General features: G+C 63.9%; 15 protein-coding genes. 7 read left to right on the top strand and 8 right to left on the bottom strand.

What is annotated here, in order from left to right; all coding sequences use genetic code 11:
• Positions 1 to 5: 5 nt before the first annotated feature.
• The 5 genes from AQ611_RS04810 to AQ611_RS04790 form a co-directional block, all read right to left on the bottom strand.
• Positions 6 to 1,247 (bottom strand): glycosyltransferase, encoded by a 1,242-nt coding sequence (locus AQ611_RS04810; protein ID WP_069233851.1) that lies wholly within the window; start codon positions 1,245 to 1,247, stop codon positions 6 to 8.
• 8 nt (positions 1,248 to 1,255) lie between these two features.
• Positions 1,256 to 2,467 carry a glycosyltransferase family 4 protein gene (locus AQ611_RS04805; RefSeq protein ID WP_069233850.1) on the bottom strand — a complete coding sequence of 404 codons (1,212 nt, stop codon included), beginning with the start codon at positions 2,465 to 2,467 and terminating at the stop codon, positions 1,256 to 1,258.
• Positions 2,468 to 2,493: 26 nt separating this feature from the next.
• Positions 2,494 to 4,215, bottom strand: coding sequence for a glycosyltransferase (locus tag AQ611_RS04800; protein ID WP_083237232.1), 1,722 nt, complete (start codon positions 4,213 to 4,215; stop codon positions 2,494 to 2,496).
• A gap of 276 nt (positions 4,216 to 4,491) precedes the next feature.
• Entirely contained in the window at positions 4,492 to 6,027 is a 1,536-nt protein-coding gene (locus AQ611_RS04795; protein WP_146011774.1) for a hypothetical protein, read from the bottom strand.
• Positions 6,028 to 6,350: 323 nt separating this feature from the next.
• Positions 6,351 to 7,544 (bottom strand): polysaccharide biosynthesis/export family protein, encoded by a 1,194-nt coding sequence (locus tag AQ611_RS04790; RefSeq protein WP_069235137.1) that lies wholly within the window; start codon positions 7,542 to 7,544, stop codon positions 6,351 to 6,353.
• Between the two features lie 389 nt (positions 7,545 to 7,933).
• On the opposite strand from AQ611_RS04790, the gene AQ611_RS04785 reads away from it, so the two are divergent.
• Positions 7,934 to 9,091, top strand: coding sequence for a glycosyltransferase family 4 protein (locus AQ611_RS04785; RefSeq protein ID WP_069233848.1), 1,158 nt, complete (start codon positions 7,934 to 7,936; stop codon positions 9,089 to 9,091).
• Positions 9,092 to 11,107, top strand: a complete 2,016-nt coding sequence (locus AQ611_RS04780; protein WP_083237231.1) for a capsular polysaccharide export protein, LipB/KpsS family — start codon at positions 9,092 to 9,094, stop codon at positions 11,105 to 11,107.
• A 58-nt stretch (positions 11,108 to 11,165) separates the two neighbouring features.
• Here the strand turns inward: AQ611_RS04780 and AQ611_RS04775 are convergent, their stop codons facing one another.
• Positions 11,166 to 12,968 (bottom strand): glycosyl hydrolase family 28-related protein, encoded by a 1,803-nt coding sequence (locus tag AQ611_RS04775; protein WP_069233847.1) that lies wholly within the window; start codon positions 12,966 to 12,968, stop codon positions 11,166 to 11,168.
• A gap of 224 nt (positions 12,969 to 13,192) precedes the next feature.
• Between AQ611_RS04775 and AQ611_RS04770 the strand changes: the two genes are divergently transcribed.
• The 3 genes from AQ611_RS04770 to AQ611_RS04760 all read left to right on the top strand — a co-directional run bounded on the left by AQ611_RS04770 (position 13,193) and on the right by AQ611_RS04760 (position 16,445).
• The gene (locus AQ611_RS04770; RefSeq protein ID WP_069233846.1) at positions 13,193 to 14,623 is read left to right on the top strand and encodes a mannose-1-phosphate guanylyltransferase/mannose-6-phosphate isomerase; all 1,431 of its coding nucleotides are present in this window, start codon (positions 13,193 to 13,195) and stop codon (positions 14,621 to 14,623) included.
• Between the two features lie 23 nt (positions 14,624 to 14,646).
• A complete protein-coding gene (locus AQ611_RS04765) occupies positions 14,647 to 15,495 on the top strand; it encodes a class II glutamine amidotransferase (RefSeq protein ID WP_059513301.1) in 849 nt (282 codons plus the stop codon).
• Positions 15,496 to 15,632: 137 nt separating this feature from the next.
• Positions 15,633 to 16,445: a mechanosensitive ion channel family protein gene (locus AQ611_RS04760; protein ID WP_069235135.1), complete on the top strand. Its 813-nt coding sequence runs from the start codon at positions 15,633 to 15,635 to the stop codon at positions 16,443 to 16,445.
• 99 nt (positions 16,446 to 16,544) lie between these two features.
• Here the strand turns inward: AQ611_RS04760 and AQ611_RS04755 are convergent, their stop codons facing one another.
• Positions 16,545 to 17,213, bottom strand: coding sequence for a VTT domain-containing protein (locus tag AQ611_RS04755; RefSeq protein WP_059513327.1), 669 nt, complete (start codon positions 17,211 to 17,213; stop codon positions 16,545 to 16,547).
• Between the two features lie 226 nt (positions 17,214 to 17,439).
• Here AQ611_RS04755 and mutL point away from each other — a divergent pair, with 226 nt between their 5' ends.
• Positions 17,440 to 19,482, top strand: a complete 2,043-nt coding sequence (gene mutL, locus AQ611_RS04750; protein ID WP_069233845.1) for a DNA mismatch repair endonuclease MutL — start codon at positions 17,440 to 17,442, stop codon at positions 19,480 to 19,482.
• A complete protein-coding gene (gene miaA, locus AQ611_RS04745) occupies positions 19,479 to 20,462 on the top strand; it encodes a tRNA (adenosine(37)-N6)-dimethylallyltransferase MiaA (RefSeq protein ID WP_069233844.1) in 984 nt (327 codons plus the stop codon). The genes mutL and miaA overlap by 4 nt, the downstream gene beginning before the upstream one ends.
• A gap of 174 nt (positions 20,463 to 20,636) precedes the next feature.
• Here miaA and purM read toward each other — a convergent pair whose 3' ends face one another.
• On the bottom strand, positions 20,637 to 21,692 hold the full coding sequence (gene purM / locus AQ611_RS04740) for a phosphoribosylformylglycinamidine cyclo-ligase (protein ID WP_069233843.1): 1,056 nt from the start codon (positions 21,690 to 21,692) through the stop codon (positions 20,637 to 20,639).
• Between the last annotated feature and the right edge of the window lie 102 nt (positions 21,693 to 21,794).

The raw sequence follows: 21,794 nt of genomic DNA, 5'->3' as shown, positions 1-21,794 counted from the left end.
CTGCGTCAACGCACTGCGGCCGCTGCGCTGGCCTTGGCTGCCGTCGCCCTGGCTTCGGACAGCGGGCGCATCGCCTCGACGAAACCTTTCAGTTGATGCTTCCAGTAATACTTCGAGCGCACCTCCAGCGGCGTCGCATCCGTCTTCCTCGGCCGGTCCAGCGCGCGCCGCACCGCCACACGGAAATCCCGCGCGTTGTCCGCGATCTGCACGTGCGGCAGCGACATCGCCGCCTCGAATCCGCGAAACGCCTTGCTCGTCGCCACGATCGGACAGCCCGATTCCAGCGCCTCCGCCGTCTTCAGATTCGAGCCCTCCCCATCCGTGATCGGCAGCAGCACCACGTGGCTCGCCCGCACCAGCGCCTGCAGCTCCGTCTTCTCCCGCGGCCCCGCTATGTTCAGCCGGCTCAGGTTCACGTCCGCATACCGCTGGTAGCCCGGCGCCTGCATGATGATCGAACTCACCCCGCCCACCACCAGAATGTCCTCGTCCGGGCGCAGGAACGTCAGCCCCGGCGCCATCATGTCCCAGAATCCCTGCGCGTTCGGCAAGTGAGCACTGCTCACGAATACCGGAATCGGCCGACTGAAGAACGCCAGCCACTCCGCCACCCGCTGCGGCGTGCATGAGAACGGCTCCACCCCGTTGCCCGCCACCACGCCGTTGAAGGCCGGCTTGCCCGACACGTCACGGTAATACGCCAGGTCCGACTCCGTGCACGCCACCACCAGATGCGCGTCGCGCGCCGCCGCGTGCTCCATCTCCCGGATCGCCTCGATCAGCGTCTCCCGCTGCGGATGGCCCGTTCTCGCGAACAGCTTGTCCTTGAGCCGCCACTCGATGTTCTGCGACGAATAGATCAGCTTCGTGCCCGGCGGCGCCACCCGCTGCACCGCCTTGAACAGCCACGGCTGCTCGACCACCACCGCCTGCGGCCGATACCCATTGATCACCGCCTGCAGCCGCGCCGACGCTTTCGCGTCGCGCGCGCCGAACACCCCGCTGTAGTAATCCGACAGCCACGGCAGATCGTCATGCCAGTATTCGGACTTCGAATCGAACGCGATGTCGTCCTCGCCCGCCTGCGGATAATCGTCCGCGACATACACCGCGACGCTCTTGACCTCGTAGCCGGCCGCGCGCAACTCGGCGGCAATCTGCGCCGAGCGGATCTGGCCGCCGTGACGGGGATCGATCGTCGGATAAGGGGTAACCTGCAGAATTCGTGCGGCGTGTTCTCGCATGGCGTCGGTCAAAGCAGTTTCGTCGAAAATTCGCGGCCGAAATCGTCCCACGTGCGTTGGACGAAGCCGTTCACGATCCGGGTTTCCAGCCCCTGGCGATACTCGGGCTCGTCGATCAGGCGCCGGATCTCGCGCTCCCACGCGGGCAGATCCAGCGGATGGTGGCTCGGCGACAAGCCGCCCGTCGCCTCGCTCAGCGCGCTGTTGTTCGACGTCACGCACACCTTGCCGAAGCTGGCCGCCTCCGTCGCCGCCAGCCCCCAGCCTTCGTAATGGCTCGGCAGCACCGCGAACAGCGCGTTCGCGTACAAATGCATCAGCAGATCGTCGCCCACGCCTTGCAGCCACTCGATCTTGCCGTCCCGCGTCGCGTTCATCTGCCCCATCTGCTGGATCATGTTCTCCGCGCCCCAGCCGCGCATGCCCACGAAGATCAGCCGCGGGCAGCGCGCGCCGCGCTCCAGGTGCAACTGGCGCCAGATGTCGAGCATCAGCTGGTGGTTTTTTCTCGGCTCCAGCGTGCTCACCAACATCACGTATTCGCCCGCGTGGCAGAGGCTGTGCAACTGCGCGCGCTCGGCCGCGCTCAACTGCGGCAGCGCCGCTTTGCGCGGCAGCCCCGCCAGCGGCACCACCTCCACGCGTGGCAGCGGCCCGCTCAGCCCGGCGCGCTGCCAGAATTCGAGCAGGTCCTGCTTCGAATGCTCGGAGATCGAGAACACCGATTGCGCGTATTTCGCGACGTCGCGGTAATGGCGGTGGAACTGATCGAAAAATTCCGGGCCGGGCGTGAACTCCGGAAACAGCAGCGGAATCAGGTCGTACAGCGCGGCGACGAGCGCCTTGTGCTGGCCGTACAGGCGCATCACCCGGTCCGGGATGTCGAACGACCAGTCGCTGCCGACGGTCACGAACTTGTCGGTGGGGCTCGGCTTGAACGGCGCGAGCGGCTTCTTCAAGGCTTGCGGCACTTCATCCGGGTTGTCGGCCAGCACCCATTCGTCCGAGCAGATCTCGTCGAAGAGCGGCACGCCCGCGAGCTTCCATTCGCCGCTTTGGCGATCGAGCAGCACCGGTTCGATGCGCGTGGGGTGCAGGCGCCGCAGTTGCTTGACCAGCTCGCGCTCGACCCGGATGATGCCGACCGGGCGTCGGCGCCAGCCGGCGCTGGCCGTCACGTTGACGACGATGCGTTGTTTCGAGGTGACTTGTTTGACCATGTCGTGTGTGGGCGCAACGGCAGCGGTTAAACGTTGACGAGCAGCTTCTCGCAGAACTCGCGCGAGAAGTCGGCCCAGGTTCGGGTCACGTATTGGCTCGCGATCTTGCGCTCCAGTTCGAGACGGTAGGCATGGTCGTCGATCAGGCGCGTGATCTCGTTTTTCCAGCCGAAGAAATCGCCCGGGTGGTACTGCGGCATCAGCCCTTGCGCGGCTTGCGGCAGCGCGCTGTTGTTCGCGATCACGCATGCCTTGCCGAACGACATCGATTCCGTCGCCGCCAGCCCCCACCCTTCGTACATGCTCGGGAACACCGTGAACAGGCAGTTCGCGTACAGGTGCGCCAGCAGGGCGTCGCTGACGTTCTGCAACCAGACGATCTTGCTGTGATTCTTGAACACCGGCATCCGCCCGATCTGATGCAGCATGTCGTCGATACCCCAGCCCTTCATGCCGACAAAGATGAGCTGCGGACAGTCGGCGCCACGGTCGCGATACAACTCGCGCCAGACATTGACGAGCAGCCGGTGGTTCTTGCGCGCTTCGAGCGAGCTGACGTACAGCACGTACTTGCCGTGATACAGCACGTGCCGCAACGTATCGACATCCTTTTCGTTCAACTGAGGAAGCCCGGCGCCGCGCGCCGGCGCCGCGAGCGGAATGACGTGAACGTCGGGAAAATGCGTCTCGACGCCGGCCTCCTCCCAGAAATTGATCAAGTCCTTGCGGGACGTGTTCGAGATGGCAAGCACTTGTGTCGCCGTATGCGCCATATCGACGAAGTGACGACGAAACGTTTGCGCCATTTCCTGACGCGCGCTGAATTCCGGGAACAGGATCGGCACCAGGTCGTAGCAGCAGCCCACCATCTTCACGCGGTACTTGCGCAAATATTTTGCGATGTCGTGAATCGGCGAAAGATCCCAATCGATGCCGACCGAAACGAAGGTGTCGGCACCCGACAGTTCGAGCTGCGGCAAGGTCCCGTGGTGATATTGGGCAACGGAGGTATCCGTGTTATCGCACCAGCGTTCGGACAGAATGTTGTCCACGTGGCGGCGGTCAAGCTCCCGCAATACCTTCGCGGCGGCATCCCACAGCGCGAACCTCACGTTCTCGTAATCGGCGAGATATTTCGCGAGTTCCCGCTCGACGCGCACGATGCCAACCGGTTGCGCACGCCAGTGATGGCTGGTGGATAGATTGAACACGAACCGTTCATTCGTCCGGCCGAGCACCGGGCCGCCGCCATGCAGCGCGTATCGGGACTGCCGCATCTGCAGATTGACAATCTCCCGCAATTGTTCGAGCAATTCCTGCGTATGCGACAAACGCGCATTCACCTGATTCAGATGCGTGGCGGTCTCGCTCGACAACACGGCGAGTGAATTTTCGACACGCTGCAACTTCTGCTCCGCGCCAATATACCGCCCGACATCCGATGGCCCGAACAGCTTGCCGACGAGTGGCCATCGGGAACGGCGCCAATGCAACATCGCATATTCAAGGCCGGGCAGCGCACGCCGCTCCGGCTTCATCTCCGGCGACGAACACAGCTGATCGATGATCTGGAGCTTGTTGACGCCGCTTTCCAGTCTCGACAAATAGTATGACGCGCCCTCCTGATCGGGGTCCCGTCCCAGCAGCGTGCGATATGCGCAATAGACAAACTCTATGCCGTCGTACACCAACATCTCTTCGAGTGTGGCAGCCGACGCAATATTCTCGTACCGGGTATTAGTCAACATGATTACGCTAGACAATTTTTCACGCCTCTGGGAGCCGTGGCGGCGAATTGAGCCAAACGGCAATCGTCATCCTTCGTATCTCATTGCTGCTTGCTGTCTCCTTTCGCATGCGAAGCGAAGGGGCATCATGGCCCATTCTCGCCGCACATTGCCTAAAACATTTTTCAACAGCTCTATCGCATTCCTTAATTCATCATTCCGACAACATCGCCTTGCGCCTGCTTCATATGCATGCTACGTCGACGAGCCAAGCAAGCCCGCCGCCGCATCGCGCGATTATCCTGCTATGGCATCCTGAACATCGATCGAACATTCGAGAGCAACGAGCAAGGGCCCGGATAATTCCGAGGCTGCTTGCATTTCGTCATCTCCGTCGCATCCGTCCCACGACGCGAGAAAACCAAGCAGGCGCAACCCACCGCTCACTGGAGCACAAAAGGACATGCAACGGTGGCCGCCGTCGTCCTGCCCAAACACGATCTTGTCGACTTCGTTGCCGTCGACGTCGAGCGCAAGCGTCGGCCGCCATCGAAGCGATTCGCGAGGCACCGATGCTGTCAATTTCCCCCGCAGCATCACCTGTTCGCATGCTTTGTCGAGCGGCATTTGCATGACGGCTCTCGCCCAGTCGATCCGAACACCGTCCGGCTCATGTGCGGCAAAACCATCAAGCAAATAATGTTCGACAGCGGACTTCGAGAAATCGAATGCGATCCGCTCGCCCATGCGCAAAGGCCGCGGAAGCTGCTCGACTTCCATCTCGCCCATCCGCTGCGAGCGCAGTTCGACGCGATCCGACTGCGCGTTGCCCACCGAGGCCGCCGGGATCAACCGCCGGCGGCTTGTCTGCTGAATCTCTCCTCTGTCCAATTCATGGAAAGCCCAGGATTCCAAACTGCTGCGCAGATAATTGTTGCCGGCCGCAAAACAGCCGACATCCGATTCATCGCGCCGAATCACCTCGTCGCCGGCCCGGCCGAGCAAACGCTCCCAAAAAGCATCGAACAAAACGCCATGCCCGATCGCCGATGCACCGCGATCTATACCAGGTACCATGAATTTATTTAACGGATGCGACAACAGAAAATCGCATCGCTGTCCCGCATGTTGGGCTTCAAGCCCTAACGATGAAGATAACGATAAAAAAAACGGAATGTCGCAACTGGAAAAAATAAATCCGTATCCGTTCGCACGAACGGACGTCACACTCTTGCCAAGCTCCGAACGCAGAAATTCCGTGACGGCTCCATTTTTAACTTCATACGGATGTTCGAGAAAGAAAATTTCGTCATATCCGGCCAATTGCGCATCCAGGCTCTGCCGGCAATCACGCCATTGCACGAAGCGGCCGTCGCGAATCAAAGCGGCATCGCACGGTGTTTGCCCAATCAGAACGGGCGTTTGCGCGGGCACATCGAAGGCTGGAATATGTCTACGGAAAAAAAGAGCACGCAGCCGACGAACCTGCATGGCGATCTCGTGATCCGGCACGCCAAACGCCGAAAGCATGTCGCAAACTTCAGCCGAATTCGAGTATCCGTAGAAGCATAGATCGCGCAGAAACCGCAGCGGATGAATGTGCAAGCTCAGATAGGTCTTGCCGCCGCGCGCAAGCAGACGCTTGAGCACGGGAGGCAATTCGAAACCGACGATCAGATCGTATTCGAGCAGCGCGGCCACCGTGTCCGCAAACGCCGGCAAATCGTCCGCATCGTAAAGCGCGGCCCAGGCAGCCGGCGAATCGGCCAGATATTGCGCGTGAATATCGCTGGTGAGCGACGCACGCAATCCCGCGCTGTCGAGCGGCGGCACGATCACGTCGGCACGCACGCCCCATTTCGATTCGAATGCGAGTACGCCTAGAATCTGGACCAGCCAGTCCAGATTCCGATATTGGCCGTTGTCCGCTTTCCCTCTGCTCAAATCGACTCGAAGGAAATCGCACGTCAGCGCGATTCTGCGTATCGTCTGCATCGTACCGCCGCCCTCTCTGCGAATCCGGCAAAGAGCGGCCCAGGCACGCCGGGCCGCAAACCACCCTGCCGGTCGGAATCATGCGCCCGCCTGCACGAAATGCCGCGGCATGAATCCCATGCCGCTACGCGAGGCGGGAACGACGTCGATCTGATCGTCGACTATCTGAAGGTTTGTACGCCGGTCGTCACCGGGTAGGCTACGCTGAACACCAAGTTCAGAATTTTCTGCAGCTCGGTGACCGGAGCGTTCGAGATATACAACAAGTCTTTGTTGTCCATCATGAAGCTTTGCGTAACGAAAAACGATTCCGGGTCTCGCAGATTGACCCGATAAATAACAGGAACCTTACCGTCGGCCGTGGTGCGGACCGGCTGCGAAGGCCACGTCAATGCCTTCGCGTCCTCGAGACGGTAAATGAACACGCCGCGCGCATCGGAGCGCGAATCGTCGAGCCCGTTCGCGCGTGCCAGCGCTTGAGCGAGCGTGATACCTTGCGCCTCGAACTGAACTTCCTGATTCTTGCCCGTTGCACCCAACGCCGTGAAGCTGTACGGCTGGTACAGCAGCGTCACGACATCACCCGCGCGCAGCGGAATATTCTGCTTCGGGTCTTGAATCACGGACTGCAACGGCAACGACGCGACCGTCTTGCCACGCGTCACCTGGATCGTCATCTTGTCGACCGGCTGACGCACGCCGCCGGCGGACGCAAGCGCATCGAGCAGACGCTCTCCACGCGCGGTCAACGCCATGCGATCGCTCTTGACGACCTCGCCGACGACCGTCACATACGACGTCGTATTCTTCGACAACCTCACCAACACCTGCGGATCGTGCGCGATGTGCTTGAGCCGAGCCACGATATCGCGCTGCAATTGCACCGGCGTGCGGCCGGCGGCCTTCACGTTGCCGACGAAGGGCACGCTGATCATTCCGTCCGCGTCTATCGACTGCTCCGGCAGCACCGTCGCGCGCGCATTGCCCGGCGCGGCAATCGCAGAACTCGACGCGCTTCTCGCATCGGTCAGTCCCGCGGCTCCGAATAGCGCCGCCGGGGGCGCTTCCCAAATCACCACCTCGATCGTGTCGCCAATACCGAGCTGCTGCTGAAACGCGGGATCATTGCCGAGCGCGCCGGAAAAGTCGTCGGTCCGACGCTCCGCAAGCAGCTTGCGCGTCACGTCATCCGTCAGATCCACGATCTGTATGCCCGCCGTATTCGGCGATTCGGAGACCTGCGCAATTCGCGCCGCGCTGGGCCCCGATGTCGGAATTGCCGAGCAGCTCGTGAGAACCACGATACCCGCAGCGTACGCCAATAACAGAGGAACCCGATATAAAGTAAATGGCATTTGATACGAGTATAGATTTGGGATCGGCACAAATTGTCGCACGTTGCGCGTTCGCATAGAATAGTCGATCACGAATATCGTGCGCAATGCAGCAAGCAAAATTCACTACACGATTCTTCGCGGCGTGGTTCTTCACCAATTTCACATGGTTGAAAACTTGCAACGAATATATAACGCGTTTGAGCGGCAAAGCCTATGTTTAAGTCGGCATCCGTTGGGATGCCGTAAGAAAAGTCTCAGATAGAAATCGGGCGAAACATTGTGCGAAATGGAAAGAGATCGCAGTCGGTTGCGGCATCGGACTCAAACGCGCGGCCGCGCACCGGTCACACATCCCGCCACACCTGCTCCGCCACAACGCCCACCTTGCGCCAGGGAATCGCAATCGAGTGACGCCCATCCTTCTCGACATCACGCGCCTGCTGTCACGCCTGCATGCCGGCCTGATTCCAACCGGCGTCGATCGCGTGGGGCTCGCCTATATACAAAGATACGGCAACGGCGCGCGTGCCGTCGTCAGCGAGCAGGGCTTCTTCACGATCATGACGGAGCAGGACTCGCGGCAGATATTTTCCCGCTTGTTGTCATCCACGCATGACCGGCCGTTCATTCGCCGCACCGTCATACGCGCGTGGGCGGCACTTGCGCTCACGCGCACGCGCCGCATCGAGCGCGGCATCCTGTTGCACACGAGCCATACCGGTATGGAGTTTCCTCGCTACTATCACGCGATGGCCAAGCACAACATCCGCTCGGTATTCATGGTGCACGACTTGATTCCGCTGACGCATGCCGAATATTGCCGCCCGGGCGTAGGCAATGCTCATCGCCGGCGCATCCATACAGCGCTGCGTCACGCTGACGGTCTGATCGCCAACTCGCAAGCAACGCTCGATTCGATCGCGAGCGAAGCGAGGCAGGCGCGCCTGAGGTTGCCGCCGAGCGTCGTCGCGCATCTGGCGCCCGGCATCGAGCATGGCGCAGCGCAAGCCGCTCCGCTCGACAAACCGTACTTCGTGATGCTGGGCACGATCGAGCCGCGCAAGAATCACTGGCTGATGCTGCATGTCTGGCGCGATCTGGCCGAGCGCCTGGGCGACGCCGCGCCGCGGCTCGTTCTGATCGGCCGCCGCGGCTGGGAATGTGAAAACGTCGTCGACATGCTCGAACGCTGCGAGCATCTGCGCGGCCTCGTCATCGAACAAGCGCAGTGCCCCGATGCGCGAATGCGCGCGTGGCTGCAGCATGCGAAGGCGCTGCTGTTTCCGTCGTTTGTCGAAGGCTATGGGATGCCGCTCGTCGAAGCGCTTGCGCATCGCATCCCGGTGATCGCAAGCGATCTTCCCGTGTTCCGCGAAATCGCATCGGATATCCCCGATTATCTCGATCCGCTCGATGGTCCCGGCTGGTTTTCGAAGATTGTTTCGTATATGCAACCATCGAGCGCCGCGCGCGACGCGCAGCTTGCGAGAATCGAACAGTTCAGCGCGCCGACCTGGTCGACACATTTCGAAAAGGTCGATCGCTTCATCGAGTCGCTGGGCTAGATGTTTCGCTTCGCGACACGCCGGCCGCATGCGCACGACACCGAATTCGATTTGCGCGGCATCACGCGCGGATCACGGCTGCTGTGCTGGGTGCAGGGCCGCACGGATCTGCTATGGCAGGACAGCCGCTGCGGCAGGATCGTGCTGCGCATCGCCCACCGCATTGGGCGTCCGGCGCGGGCCGCATGGCCCGGCCCCATCGTGCTGCGCCCTGCGCCGCGCGCGCCGTTGCTGTCGTGGTTCGTCTTGCCCGGCGATGCGTCGGACGCAACGTCACTCGTCGCGCAACTCGATCAAGCGCTGAAATCTCAGATTACTTGGGATACCGAAGCGCTGGCGACGCGCCTGATGCGCCGCTTGCTCGATATGAGCGGCGGCGTCATGCCTAGGCACGAAGGGCCGCAAGGCGCCACCCCGCCCGCGCAGGCAGCCGGGCAGATCGTCGCGCTCGTCGACGAGCGCGTCACGTCGCCGCTGGACCCCGCATCGGCCCACGAGCGCAGACAACGCTTCAAGCGGATGCTCGATATCGCCCGCACACGCCATCCCGGCGCACGATTCGAAATCATTCGCTCGAACGATGCCGGCACGGGCCCCTGGCTCACATCGTCCTGGGCCGCAGCGATCCCGTGCGACGCGCAGACGCCGACGCAATCGCATCGCCGCTGGGCGGCGCTGCTCGACGCCGATCACGTCTATGTGCTGAGCGCCTCGGAAGGCGTGCTGCCGATACTCGCGAGGCGGCCGGTTCATGTCTACGGCACGCCCTACTATGCCGGATGGGGCTTGTCCGACGACGATGCGCCGATGCCGGAGCGGACTGCGCGCCCGACCTTGCCGGCGTTCTTCCATGCCGTGTTCGTCCAGTTCGCGCGCTATCTCGATCCGCACACGCATCGCCCCGGCACACTGGATGCTGCGATCGACTGCGTGCAGCTTCAGCATGCGGTCGAAGCGCGTTTTTCCGCGTTGGAGCACATCGCCGGCGTTCGCTTCCAGTGGTGGAAGCGCCCGTTCGCCACGCCGTTTCTGAGCGCGGGCGGCGGCACACTGCGCTGGATACGCGGTTTGTCCGAGCTGCGCACCGGCGAATACGCCGCACTCTGGGGCGCGCGTCACAGGGACGACATCGGCGGGGGGATACACTGCGTCCGGATCGAAGACGGCTTCATTCACTCGAACGGCCTCGGCTCCGATATGAGCGCGCCGTGGAGCCAGGTCATCGACACACGCGGCTTGTATTTCGATCCGAGCCAACCGAACGATTTGACTGATATCCTCAATCATTCGGAGTTCGACGCATCCGAGCTGCAACGCGCCGCCAGGCTACGCGCGAGCATCGTCGAAGCCGGCATCACCAAATACAATCTCGGCAGGCGCACGCCCGACTGGCGGCCGCCGAGCGGCCGGACCGTCGCGTTGGTGCCCGGCCAAGTGGCGGACGACGCATCGATCAAATTCGGCACGCTCGGCATCACGACGTCCGACGCACTGCTGCGCGAGGTGCGCGTCCGGCGTCCCGATGCATTCATCGTCTACAAACCGCATCCGGATGTGTTGTCCGGCAACCGGCAGGGCTTGATCGACGCGCAGACGCTCGCCGACGTCGTCGATACGCACGCCGATCTGCTTTCGTTGATCGAAATCGCCGACGAAATTCACACGCTATCGTCGCTCGCCGGTTTCGACGCGCTACTGCGCGGCAAAACCGTCTTCACCTATGGCCTGCCGTTCTACGCCGGCTGGGGGCTGACGCACGACGCGATCACGCCCCTTGCGTGGCGCGAGCGAAGGCTGTCGCTCGATATGCTCGTCGCTGGCGCATTGATCCGTTATCCTCTCTATTGGGACTGGCGCCTGCACCTCTTCTCCACGCCGGAGGCTGCGGTCGCCCAGCTCGCGCCGCACGCGCGCCGGCCGCTCGGCACGATTCTCGGCAACCGCACGCGAATCTTCGTGAAGATCTTTCGCTGGACGCGCAATGCGATCTCGCATTGGGTAACGCGCATCGGATAACGTCAACGGTGCAGCGCGTGAGCGCCCGCGCGCATCGCCACGGAGCATTCGATGCGCATCAATACAGCCTGTACCACGTCGCATTGCCGCCGTGGCACAGATAGGCGTTCCCGGTGCCCGGAACGAGCGACGTCGCCGCCCCCGCGACCGCACCCGACGACGCATCGACCGACAGCGCTCCGACGGCCTTCGACGACGTATAGCGCACCACGGCCCCGTCGTATTGCGCCGCGCATGCGGGCAACTGGATACGCAACGCACGCAGGTCGCCTTTCGGCGCCATCACGAGCGAGCCGCTCTTCGCCGCAAACGTAACGGTTTGCCCATCGGCAGGCGTCGCGAACGTGTACGACTTGTCCGCTTCGCGCCCCGTATGGCTGATGCCGCCGTCCACCGTCAAATCGCCGTGCAGATTGCCGGGCACGCCGCCGTCGACGCCATTCGCGTTACCGAAAGCCGTCATACGACGCGATGTCGGCGGAAATGCGAACCGCCAGCCCACGCCGACGTTATTCGCGATCACGTGGTTTTCGTCGGTTGCGACGTCGATGAACACGCCCGAGCCACTGCCCACGCCGATGATCCGATTGCCGACGATCGTGCCCTGGCTGTTCGGCCCCAGTTCGACGACCGGGTGAGACAGGCGCGGATTCGCGTCCGTTTCGAATTGACTGCCCGACAAAATCAGCGTGTTCCAGCCCGTGCCGCTGGCGGCTATGGCCGTCATATCGCCCCACGTGCGAAAGTGGCCGTTGGAGATCTGCAAATATCCGCCGCCGGGGCCGGACAGTTGCACCATCGGCCGAGCGAGCGGCGTGACCGCCGCGAACACGCAAGCAGAACAGCGCACGTATCCGCCCGTCATGTTGATCGCCTGATAGTCGCGGTAGCCGACCGAAAAAATGCTCGACGCAATCGCCAACGAGCCGCCCTGCACGATCAGGCCGCCGAAGGAATCGAGATTGAGATTGGACAGCTCGCCGAATGTCGTGCCGCTCGCAGTCTTGATGAACTTGAGCTGACTCGCGTATTGAAGCAGGTTGTCGACGTGAATGTCGTCACAACGGCCGGATTGAATCGACACCTGCGCCGCGGCGTTCCAAATCGCATATTGACGCTGCGTGATGTCGAACGGCCAAAAATGCAGATGACTGATCCGAACCGAATCCGTTGCGCCGTCTATGTCGATGCCCACGCGGTATGCAGACATCTCGAGATTGTCGATGCGCGCGCCGCCCGAATCGCCGCGCATGTCGATGCCGACCGTCGCTTGGCTGATCTGCATGTCGGACATCGTGAAGCGAGGCACATTGCGCAGATAAAACGCGGGGGGGTAGACGTTCAGCTCGGCGCGCGACGACGTATCCGGTTGCTCGAACGTCACCTTGAAATCGCGAAATTGCGGCCCTTCGCGATTATTCGACGCCGGCCCCATGGCCGGTGTGTAGAACACGCCCGGCGCGGATTTCCGGAATCGCGCCGACACGCGCACGATCGTCCTGCCTCGGCCATTGCCTTGCACGATCTGGCCGGGCTGCACGCGAATCGCATCAGTCACGACACAGGTGCCGCCCGGCAGCTCGACGCTCGAGCCGCTGTCGACAGCCGCCTGCAATGCCCGCGTATCGTCGCCCGTTCCGGAGCACAGTGCGCCGAAATCCCGCGCGCTCACCCGATCCCGGCCCCGCCGCATCGCCGCCTGCAGGTTATCCGCCGCCGCATCGGCGGCACTCTGCGCGCTTGCCGCAGCACCGGGCGCCGATGCGCCGGCGGTGTCCGGCGCACCCTCCCGGGCGCTCGACGCGAACGGAGCGCATCCGATCGCCAAACCCGCGAACCACGCGCAAAACGCCCGTTTCATCCCGATCCCTTCACTTTTCGCAGCCAATTCCGTGCCCGTCACACAATGTTAGGTTCAGCTTACAATCTACAGCCCGAGCGCGATATTTCATGCTTGGAGCGGCTTTACGTGCGGCCGCCGTCACCGAAGTTGCAATTATTAAACCTCAAAGCAGCGAAAATGATGAAAAATAGCGCCGTCATTATCGAGCACCGGCCGGTCCACGGCCCTATCCGAGGCAACGTATGAACATTTATCCCACCATTCTGTGCGGCGGCAGCGGCACGCGGCTCTGGCCCATGTCGCGCGGCGGCTATCCGAAGCAGTACCTGAAGCTCGCCGGCGAACACACGCTCGTCCAGCAGACTGCGTTGCGCGTGCGCGACGTCGCCGGCATTCGCGCGCCGATCGTGGTCACCAACAACGAACAACGTTTCCTCGTCGCCGAACAGCTTCGCCAAGTCGGCGTCACGCCGTCGTCGATCGTGCTCGAACCGGTAGGCCGCAATACCGCGCCTGCGATCGCGATCGCCGCACTGCTCGCCTATCGCGAGACCCCCGACGCGCTGTTGCTCGTGCTGCCGTCCGATCACGTGATCGACAACGAATCCGCATTCGTCGACATCGTGCAGACGGCCGCGACCGTGGCGGCCGACGAGCATCTCGTCACGTTCGGCATCACGCCCGCGCAGGCGCATACGGGCTACGGCTACATCCGCCGCGGCGCCGCGCTCGCGGGCAGCGCGGAGGTCTATCGCGTCGACGCGTTCGTCGAAAAACCGGATGCGCCGACCGCCGAGCGCTTCGTCTCCGACGGCGGCTACTACTGGAACAGCGGGATGTTCATGCTGAAGGCATCGACCTATCTCGACGAGCTGCGCCGTCTCGCCCCCGACATCGCGCGCCAGGCCGAACTCGCGCTCGATGCCGCGCATCGCGACCACGACTTCCTGCGGCTCGACAAGGAAACGTTCGCCGCCAGCCCGAACGTGTCGATCGACTATGCGGTGATGGAGAAGACCGGGCACGCGGCGGTCGTCGCCGCGGCCAATCTCGGCTGGAACGACATCGGCTCGTGGAGCGCGCTCGCCGATATCGCCACGACCGACGACAAGCGCAACGCGCTGATCGGCGACGTGTTCACCGAATCGGTCGAGAATTCGTACATCCGCGCGGAGCACCGGATGGTCGCCGCGATCGGCATCGAGAACATCGTGATCGTGGAAACCGCCGACGCCGTGCTCGTCGCGCACCGCGACAAGGCGCAGGACGTGAAGAAGGTCGTCGAATGGCTGAACGCGTCGGGCCGCCAGGAATCCGTCACGCACCGCCGCGTGATCCGGCCGTGGGGCTCGTATGAAGGCATCGATCAGGGCGAGCGCTTCCAGGTCAAGCGCATCGTCGTCAATCCGGGCGCGCAGTTGAGCCTGCAAATGCATCACCATCGCGCCGAGCACTGGATCGTCGTCAAGGGCACCGCGGTCGTCACGAACGACGGCAACGAAATCATCCTGACCGAGAACCAGTCGACCTACATTCCGCTCGGCGCGACGCACCGGCTGAAGAACCCCGGCAAGATTCCGCTCGAGTTGATCGAGGTGCAGTCGGGCGCGTATCTCGGCGAGGACGACATCGTCCGTTTCGAAGACACATATGGACGCACCTCCAACACGTAACACGCGCGGCGGAGGGACTCGCGATGTGTCGCTGGCTCGCCTATACCGGCAATCCGATTCAACTCGAAAGCGTGCTGTTTCGCGCGAAACACTCGCTGATCGACCAGAGCCTGCATTCGCGGCTGGGCGCGACGACGACCAACGGCGACGGCTTCGGAATCGGCTGGTATGGGCAGCCTGATGAAATTCCGTTCCGCTACCGCAGCGTGAGTCCCGCGTGGAATGACCGTAATCTGCGCGAAGCGGCGCGCGCGATCCGCTCGCCGCATTTCGTCGCGCATATCCGCTCGGCAACCGATACGCCCGCGCAGGAGACCAACTGCCATCCGTTTCGCCACGGCCGTTGGCTATTCATGCACAACGGGCTGATCCGCCGCTATCACACGTTGCGGCGCGATCTGATGATGCGCATCGATCCCGCGCTTTTCCCGTCGATCGAGGGTTCGACCGATTCGGAAGTGATGTTCCATCTCGCGCTGACGTTCGGACTGGAGCAGGCGCCGCTGCCCGCGCTCGAACGCATGGCGGGCGCGATCGAAGAGGCGGCCGCGCGCCACCGCGTCGACACACCGCTCAACATGACCGTCTGCGCGACAAACGGCGAGCAGATCATCGCGGTGCGCTATTCGAGCGAGCGCGACTCGCGCACGCTCTTTCACAGCACATCGTTTCGCCATCTGCACGAACTCTATCCGCATGATCCGCGCATCCTGGCGGTTGGAGACGACGCGTTCCTCATCGTGTCCGAGCCGCTCGTCGAGCTGCCCGATGCGTGGGAATCGATTCCGGAAAGCACCGCGATCGTCGCACGACGCGGCGACATCCGGCAATTTGCGTTCACGCCGCGCCATCCGGCCGCCCGCGCCCCCTGACAGCGCGGGAGGTTGTTCGATCCGCGCGAGTCGGCTATAAAAAAGGCGCCTCCTTTCGCGGCTTCGTTGCTTGCGTGACTGCACGGTCTCGCGGCCACCCTGGTTCATCCCGCCATTCTGGAGTTTTGATCTTGAACCTGGATCTCACTTCCATTCAAACTTTCATTCTCACTCGCGGCGTCGATTTCGGTCTCGAAGTCATCGCGTCGATCACACTCTGGATCGTCGGGCGCTGGGCGATCAGGATCGCCACGAATCTGCTCGGCAAGCTCATCCGCAACAGCGGCAAAGTCGATCCGACGTTGTCGGAGTATCTGACGTCGGTCGTCAGCGTATTGCTCACGCTGCTGCTGGTGCTCGCGATCCTGCAAGTGTTCGGCGTGCAGACGACTTCGTTCGCTGCGTTGCTTGCGGGCCTCGGCCTCGCGGTCGGCACGGCGTGGGGCGGCCTGCTCGCGCACTTCGCGGCCGGCGTGTTCATGCAGGTGCTGCGCCCTTTCAAGGTGGGCGACCTGATCTCGGCGGGCGGCGTGACCGGCACGGTCAAGGAGCTGGGGCTGTTCGTCACGACGATCATCACGGCCGACAACGTGGTCACGCTCGTCGGCAACAACAAGATCTTCTCGGACAACATCTCGAACTACAGCGCGACATCGATGCGGCGAGTGGATCTGAGCGCGAAGATTGCAAACGGCGTCGATCCGGACGATGCGATCGAGCGCCTGAGAGCCGCGATCAAGCAAGTGCCGAACGTCGTCGCGACGCCGGCACCCGATATCGGCATTTTGTCGTTTACACCGGAAGGGCCGCTATTGTTCGTGCGGCCGTTCGCGCATCCGTCGCACTACTGGCAAGTGTATTGCGACGTCAATCGCGCGATTCTCGATACATTCCGCAACGCCAGCTACCCGACGCCGGAAACGCCGGTCGCGCATCGCACGGCGTCGTGACGCGAGCGGCCGACGAGCGGGCGGGCCGCCCGCCCCGATCACCCGGCACACGCTGCGGGCGGCCCGCTTACCGGGCGCCGGCCCGTGTCGGCGCCGGCGTTATGCGCGGCGCTTGTCCGACTTGCGGCGCAGCAGTTTCCATAGCGCGCCAAGCGCGACCGGGATCACCGCGGCACCCACCCCGACGAGCACGATCACGTTCAGATACTGGCGAATGAACGGAATGTTGCCGAAGAAGTAGCCGAGCAACACGAGGAGCAGCACCCAGACCAGCGCACCGATCACGTTGAAGAGCTGAAAGCGCGCGGCGCTCATCTCCGAGGCGCCCGCGACGAACGGCGCGAACGTGCGCACGACCGGAATGAAACGCGCAAGCACGATGGTCTTGCCGCCGTGCCGCGCGTAGAAATCGTGGGTTTTCTGCAGCGCTGCGCGATCGAGGAAGCGCTCGATCCCCGGAATGTGCGTATTGAACACCTTCGGCCCGATCTTGCGGCCGATCAGATAGTTGACCGTGTTGCCTCCCACGGCCGCGACGAGCAACAGCACGATCAAGCCCGCCAGCGACATCTCGCCCGTCGCGGCGAACGCGCCGCCGATGAACAGGAGCGAATCGCCCGGCAGGAACGGAAAGATCACGAGCCCGGTTTCGCAGAAAACGATGAGAAACAGCACCAGATAAACCCAGGCGCCGTATTGCCGGATGAAATCGCCGAGGAACGTATCGATGTGCAGGACGAGATTGACGAAATGTAACAGCGTTTCCAAATGCGTTTCCTTGTTGTGTCGTAACGGTGAGCGCGTGCCGGCCACCGCGGCCGGGGGCCAAAAATCCGCGTTGTCATGATACCGAAAGTGCCTTAAGGGACCGTGAAATTTGGTCGTAGTGTGACGGCGCGCGCCAAGCGATCGGGCCCCACGGCGGCCACGCTCCGAGCGATCGCGCCGCCAGGCGGCGGGCGACGCCCGGCGGCGGCATCGCTATAATTCCGCCATGTCCGAATTCGCCGAATCCGCCCCCGGCAGCGTGAGTGCCGCATCCGCTGCGCCAGCCGCCCCCGCGTCCGCTGCGCGCCCGCCGCGCGCGATCCAGCCGTTGCCCGACCAGTTGATCAGCCAGATCGCCGCGGGCGAGGTCGTCGAGCGCCCCGCGTCCGTCGTCAAGGAACTGCTCGAAAACGCGCTCGATGCCGGCGCAAGCACACTGCGTATCGTGCTCGACGAAGGCGGCGTCAAGCGCATTTCAATCACCGACGACGGCTGCGGCATCCCCGCCGACGAGTTGCCGCTCGCGCTGATGCGCCACGCGACCAGCAAAATCCGCTCGCTCGCCGAGCTGGAGGCGGTCGCCACGCTCGGGTTCCGTGGCGAGGCGCTCGCGTCGATCGCGTCGGTCGCCGAGATGTTCATCACGAGCCGCACCGAGGACGCGCCGCATGCGACGAAAATCGACGCGCAGACGGGCGCGCTCACGCCTGCGGCCGGCTCACGCGGCACGACGATCGAGGTGCGCGAGCTGTACTTCAGCACGCCCGCGCGCCGCAAATTCCTGAAAAGCGAGCAGACCGAATTCGGTCATTGCATCGAGATGATCCGCCGCGCCGCGCTCGCGCGGCCGGATGTCGCGATCTCGGTGCTGCACAACGGCCGTGCGGTCGAGCACTGGAATGCGAGCGAGCCCGCGGCGCGCGTCGCGAAAATTCTCGGCGAAGGCTTCGCGAGCGCCCATCTGCCGCTTGACGAGCGCGCAGGGCCGCTTGCCGTCTACGGCTGCGCGGGCCTGCCGACCGCGAGCCGCGGCCGAGCGGATCAGCAATACTTTTTCGTCAACGGCCGCTTCGTGCGCGACAAACTGCTCACGCACGCGGTGCGCGCCGCCTACGAGGACGTGCTGCACGGCGACCGTTACCCGTCGTATGTGCTGTTCCTCGATCTGCCGCCGGAGGCCGTCGACGTGAACGTGCATCCGTCGAAGATCGAAGTGCGCTTTCGCGATTCGCGCTCAATCCATCAGTTCGTTTTTCACGCGGTCCAGCGCGCCCTCGCGCGGCATGCGGGCGCGTCCCCCGAAACGACGGCGGGCGGGCACGCGGCGCACCTGGAGGCAACGCAAGCAACCGGGGCCGACGCCACGGGCACGGCATTCGTGCGACCGAGCCCTGCCATGCACGGCGCGGGCCAGCCATCGGGCGGCAGCCCGGCCGGCCATCCGTCGCCCGGCAATACCTGGCTGCGGCAATCGCGGATGACGCAAGGCACGCTGCCCGTTGCGCAGCCGCTCGCGCTGTACGATGCGCTGTTCGGCCGCAAGGAACCGGGCGCGGCAACAGACAGCGCGGCACTGGAAGCGCGCGACGAAGCGCCCGCGCAAGCATGGCCCGGCGGCACGCCGGGCATTGCGTCGCCCGCGTGGCCAGCGCCGTCGTCCACCCCCGCCGCCTTCGACGAGCACGAGCAGCCGCTCGGCTTCGCCATCGGTCAAATCCACGGCATCTACGTGCTCGCGCAGAACGCGCGTGGCCTCGTGATCGTCGACATGCACGCGGCACACGAGCGGATTCTCTACGAGCAGTTCAAGGCCGCGCTCGCCAACCGCGCGCTCGCGGTGCAAACGCTGCTGATTCCGGTTTCGATGACGGCTACGCCGGTGGAGATCGGCACGGTCGACGAAGAACGCGAAACGCTCGATGCGCTCGGTTTCGACCTCGCGGTGCTGTCGCCGACGACGCTCGCGATCCGCGCGGTGCCCGCGCTGCTGAAGGACGCCGACTTGCCCGCGCTCGCGCGCGCGGTGCTTGCCGATCTGCACGCGTTCGGCGGCTCGCGCGTGCTGACCGAGCGGCAACACGAACTGCTCGGCACGCTCGCGTGCCATCACGCGGTACGCGCGAATCGGCGCCTGACGCTCGACGAGATGAATGCGCTGCTGCGGCAGATGGAAGCGACCGAACGCGCCGACCAGTGCAACCACGGCCGGCCGACCTGGTATCAGCTCACGCTCGGCGATCTCGACCGGCTCTTCATGCGCGGCCAATGAACGCAAGCGTTGCCGCCCCCGTCGGAACGGTCGCATGCCTGCTCGGGCCGACCGCATCCGGCAAGACCGCCGCCGCGCTCGCGCTCGCCGCTCGCCGTCCGATCGAGATCATCAGCGTCGATTCCGCACTCGTCTACCGTGGGATGGACATCGGCACCGCGAAGCCGACGCCCGCCGAACGCGCGGCCGTCCCGCATCATCTGATCGATATCGTCGATCCGGCCGACGCCTACTCGGCCGCCGCCTTCCGCGCCGACGCGCTGCGCCTGATCGCCGACATCGCCGCGCGCGGCCGCACGCCCATCCTCGCGGGCGGCACGATGCTCTACTACAAGGCGCTCACGCAAGGGTTGAACGAGTTGCCCGCGGCCGATCCCGGCGTGCGCGCGACGCTCGACGGCGAAGCCGCGCGCGACGGCTGGCCCGCGTTGCACGCGCGGCTCGCGCAAGTCGATCCGGCCACGGCGGCTCGGCTCGCACCGAACGATTCGCAACGGATTCAGCGCGCGCTCGAAGTCTATTTGTTGACCGGACGGCCAATGTCGGCGCTCCTCGCCGCAACGCCCGCCGCCCCCGATGACGGCCGCGACGCAATGCGTGTGCGCTTCGTGCCCGTTGCGCTCGAGCCGTCGGAACGCGCGGTGTTGCACACGCGAATCGCCGCGCGCTTCGACGCAATGCTGGCGGCCGGCTTCATCGACGAAGTCGAGCGGCTGCGCCGGCGCGACGATCTGCATCCGGGGCTGCCGTCGATGCGCTGCGTCGGCTACCGGCAAGCATGGGCGTATCTCGACGGCGAAATCGATTATCAAACGATGCGCGACACCGGCATCTTCGCCACCCGCCAGCTCTGCAAGCGGCAATTGACGTGGCTGCGCGCGATGCCGGAGCGTATCGTCGTCGATTGCTGCGCGGCGGATGCGACCGCGCGGGCGCTCGATGCGCTCGAACGGGTGCTGGACGCGCCGCACGCCCGCTGACGCCGGCATCGCCGCTTGCGCCGCCCGCGCATGCCGCGAATGAAACGCGAATAAAAAACCCGGTTCGTACTGAACCGGGTTTTTTACGTCGGCGCCGCAGTTTGCCTAAACCGGAGCGCCCCTCCATTCATCCGGCGGCACGGTGCAACTTCAACGCCGCGCTGCCCGACGATCTCAGACCACTACCGTCTGCGCCTCGCCGTCGCGGCTCTCGCGCACCGCGCCGATCTTCCAGACCTGTTCGCCGGCTGCCGTCAGCTCGGCGATCGCCGTCTCGGCGTCGGCTGACGCGACGATCACGGCCATCCCGATCCCGCAGTTGAACACGCGGTGCATCTCCGCATCGGCAACGCCGCCGTGCTGTTGCAGCCACTGGAACAGCGGCGGCAGCGGCCACGCCTGCTGGTCAAGCTCGGCGGTCAGGCCCGCGCGCAGCACGCGCGGGATGTTCTCGACCAGGCCGCCGCCCGTGATGTGCGCCATCCCCTTCACCGCGATCTTCTCCATCAGCGCGAGCAGCGGCTTCACGTAGATGCGGGTCGGCGCCATCAGTGCATCGGCAAGCGAGCGGCCGTGGAAATCGGCGGACAGATCCGGATTGGCACGCTCGATGATCTTGCGCACCAGCGAGAAGCCATTCGAATGGATGCCGCTCGACGCAAGACCGAGCACCACGTCGCCCGCAGCAATCGTACTGCCGTCGATGATCTTGCTCTTCTCGACCGCGCCCACCGCGAAGCCCGCCAGATCGTATTCGCCGTCCGGATACATGCCCGGCATCTCGGCCGTCTCGCCGCCGATCAGCGCGCAGCCCGACAGCTCGCAACCTTGCGCGATGCCCTTGACGACGGTCGTCGCCGTATCGACGTCGAGCTTGCCGCAGGCGAAGTAATCGAGGAAGAACAGCGGCTCGGCGCCTTGCACGAGGATGTCGTTGACGCTCATCGCGACGAGATCCTGGCCGACCGTGTCGTGTTTGTTCAGGTGAAACGCGAGCTTGAGCTTCGTGCCGACGCCGTCGGTGCCCGACACGAGCACGGGCTCGCGATATTTCTTCGGCACCTCGAACAGCGCGCCGAACCCGCCGATGCCGCCGAGCACGCCGTCGCGCAGGGTTTTCTTCGCAAAGGGCTTGATCTTGTCGACGAGCGCGTCGCCGGCATCGATATCGACGCCGGCATCGCGGTAGGACAGGCCCTGGGCATCGGGAGCGGATTTCGGAGGATTCATGGGGAAATGCGAGAAGGTCGGTAAAATGCGATTTTACCCGAAGCCGGCCGGGCGTCGAACGGGCGACCGAACGCGCCGCCCGCCGGACAGCCTTACCCGATC

The organism is Burkholderia singularis, assembly GCF_001718875.1.
In the GTDB taxonomy this organism is placed as follows: Bacteria; Pseudomonadota; Gammaproteobacteria; order Burkholderiales; family Burkholderiaceae; genus Burkholderia; species Burkholderia singularis.
This window is presented reverse-complemented; position numbering and strand designations above follow the sequence as displayed.

Bases quoted from the DNA above. Each gene is read 5' to 3' on its own strand.
- AQ611_RS04780 (WP_083237231.1), top strand. From the start codon at position 9,092: ATGTTTCGCTTCGCGACACGCCGGCCGCATGCGCACGACACCGAATTC.
- AQ611_RS04810 (WP_069233851.1), bottom strand. From the start codon at position 1,247: ATGCGAGAACACGCCGCACGAATTCTGCAGGTTACCCCTTATCCGACG.
- miaA (WP_069233844.1), top strand. From the start codon at position 19,479: ATGAACGCAAGCGTTGCCGCCCCCGTCGGAACGGTCGCATGCCTGCTC.
- AQ611_RS04790 (WP_069235137.1), bottom strand. From the start codon at position 7,544: ATGCCATTTACTTTATATCGGGTTCCTCTGTTATTGGCGTACGCTGCG.
- AQ611_RS04770 (WP_069233846.1), top strand. From the start codon at position 13,193: ATGAACATTTATCCCACCATTCTGTGCGGCGGCAGCGGCACGCGGCTC.
- AQ611_RS04805 (WP_069233850.1), bottom strand. From the start codon at position 2,467: ATGGTCAAACAAGTCACCTCGAAACAACGCATCGTCGTCAACGTGACG.
- purM (WP_069233843.1), bottom strand. From the start codon at position 21,692: ATGAATCCTCCGAAATCCGCTCCCGATGCCCAGGGCCTGTCCTACCGC.
- AQ611_RS04800 (WP_083237232.1), bottom strand. From the start codon at position 4,215: ATGTTGACTAATACCCGGTACGAGAATATTGCGTCGGCTGCCACACTC.
- mutL (WP_069233845.1), top strand. From the start codon at position 17,440: ATGTCCGAATTCGCCGAATCCGCCCCCGGCAGCGTGAGTGCCGCATCC.
- AQ611_RS04775 (WP_069233847.1), bottom strand. From the start codon at position 12,968: ATGAAACGGGCGTTTTGCGCGTGGTTCGCGGGTTTGGCGATCGGATGC.
- AQ611_RS04765 (WP_059513301.1), top strand. From the start codon at position 14,647: ATGTGTCGCTGGCTCGCCTATACCGGCAATCCGATTCAACTCGAAAGC.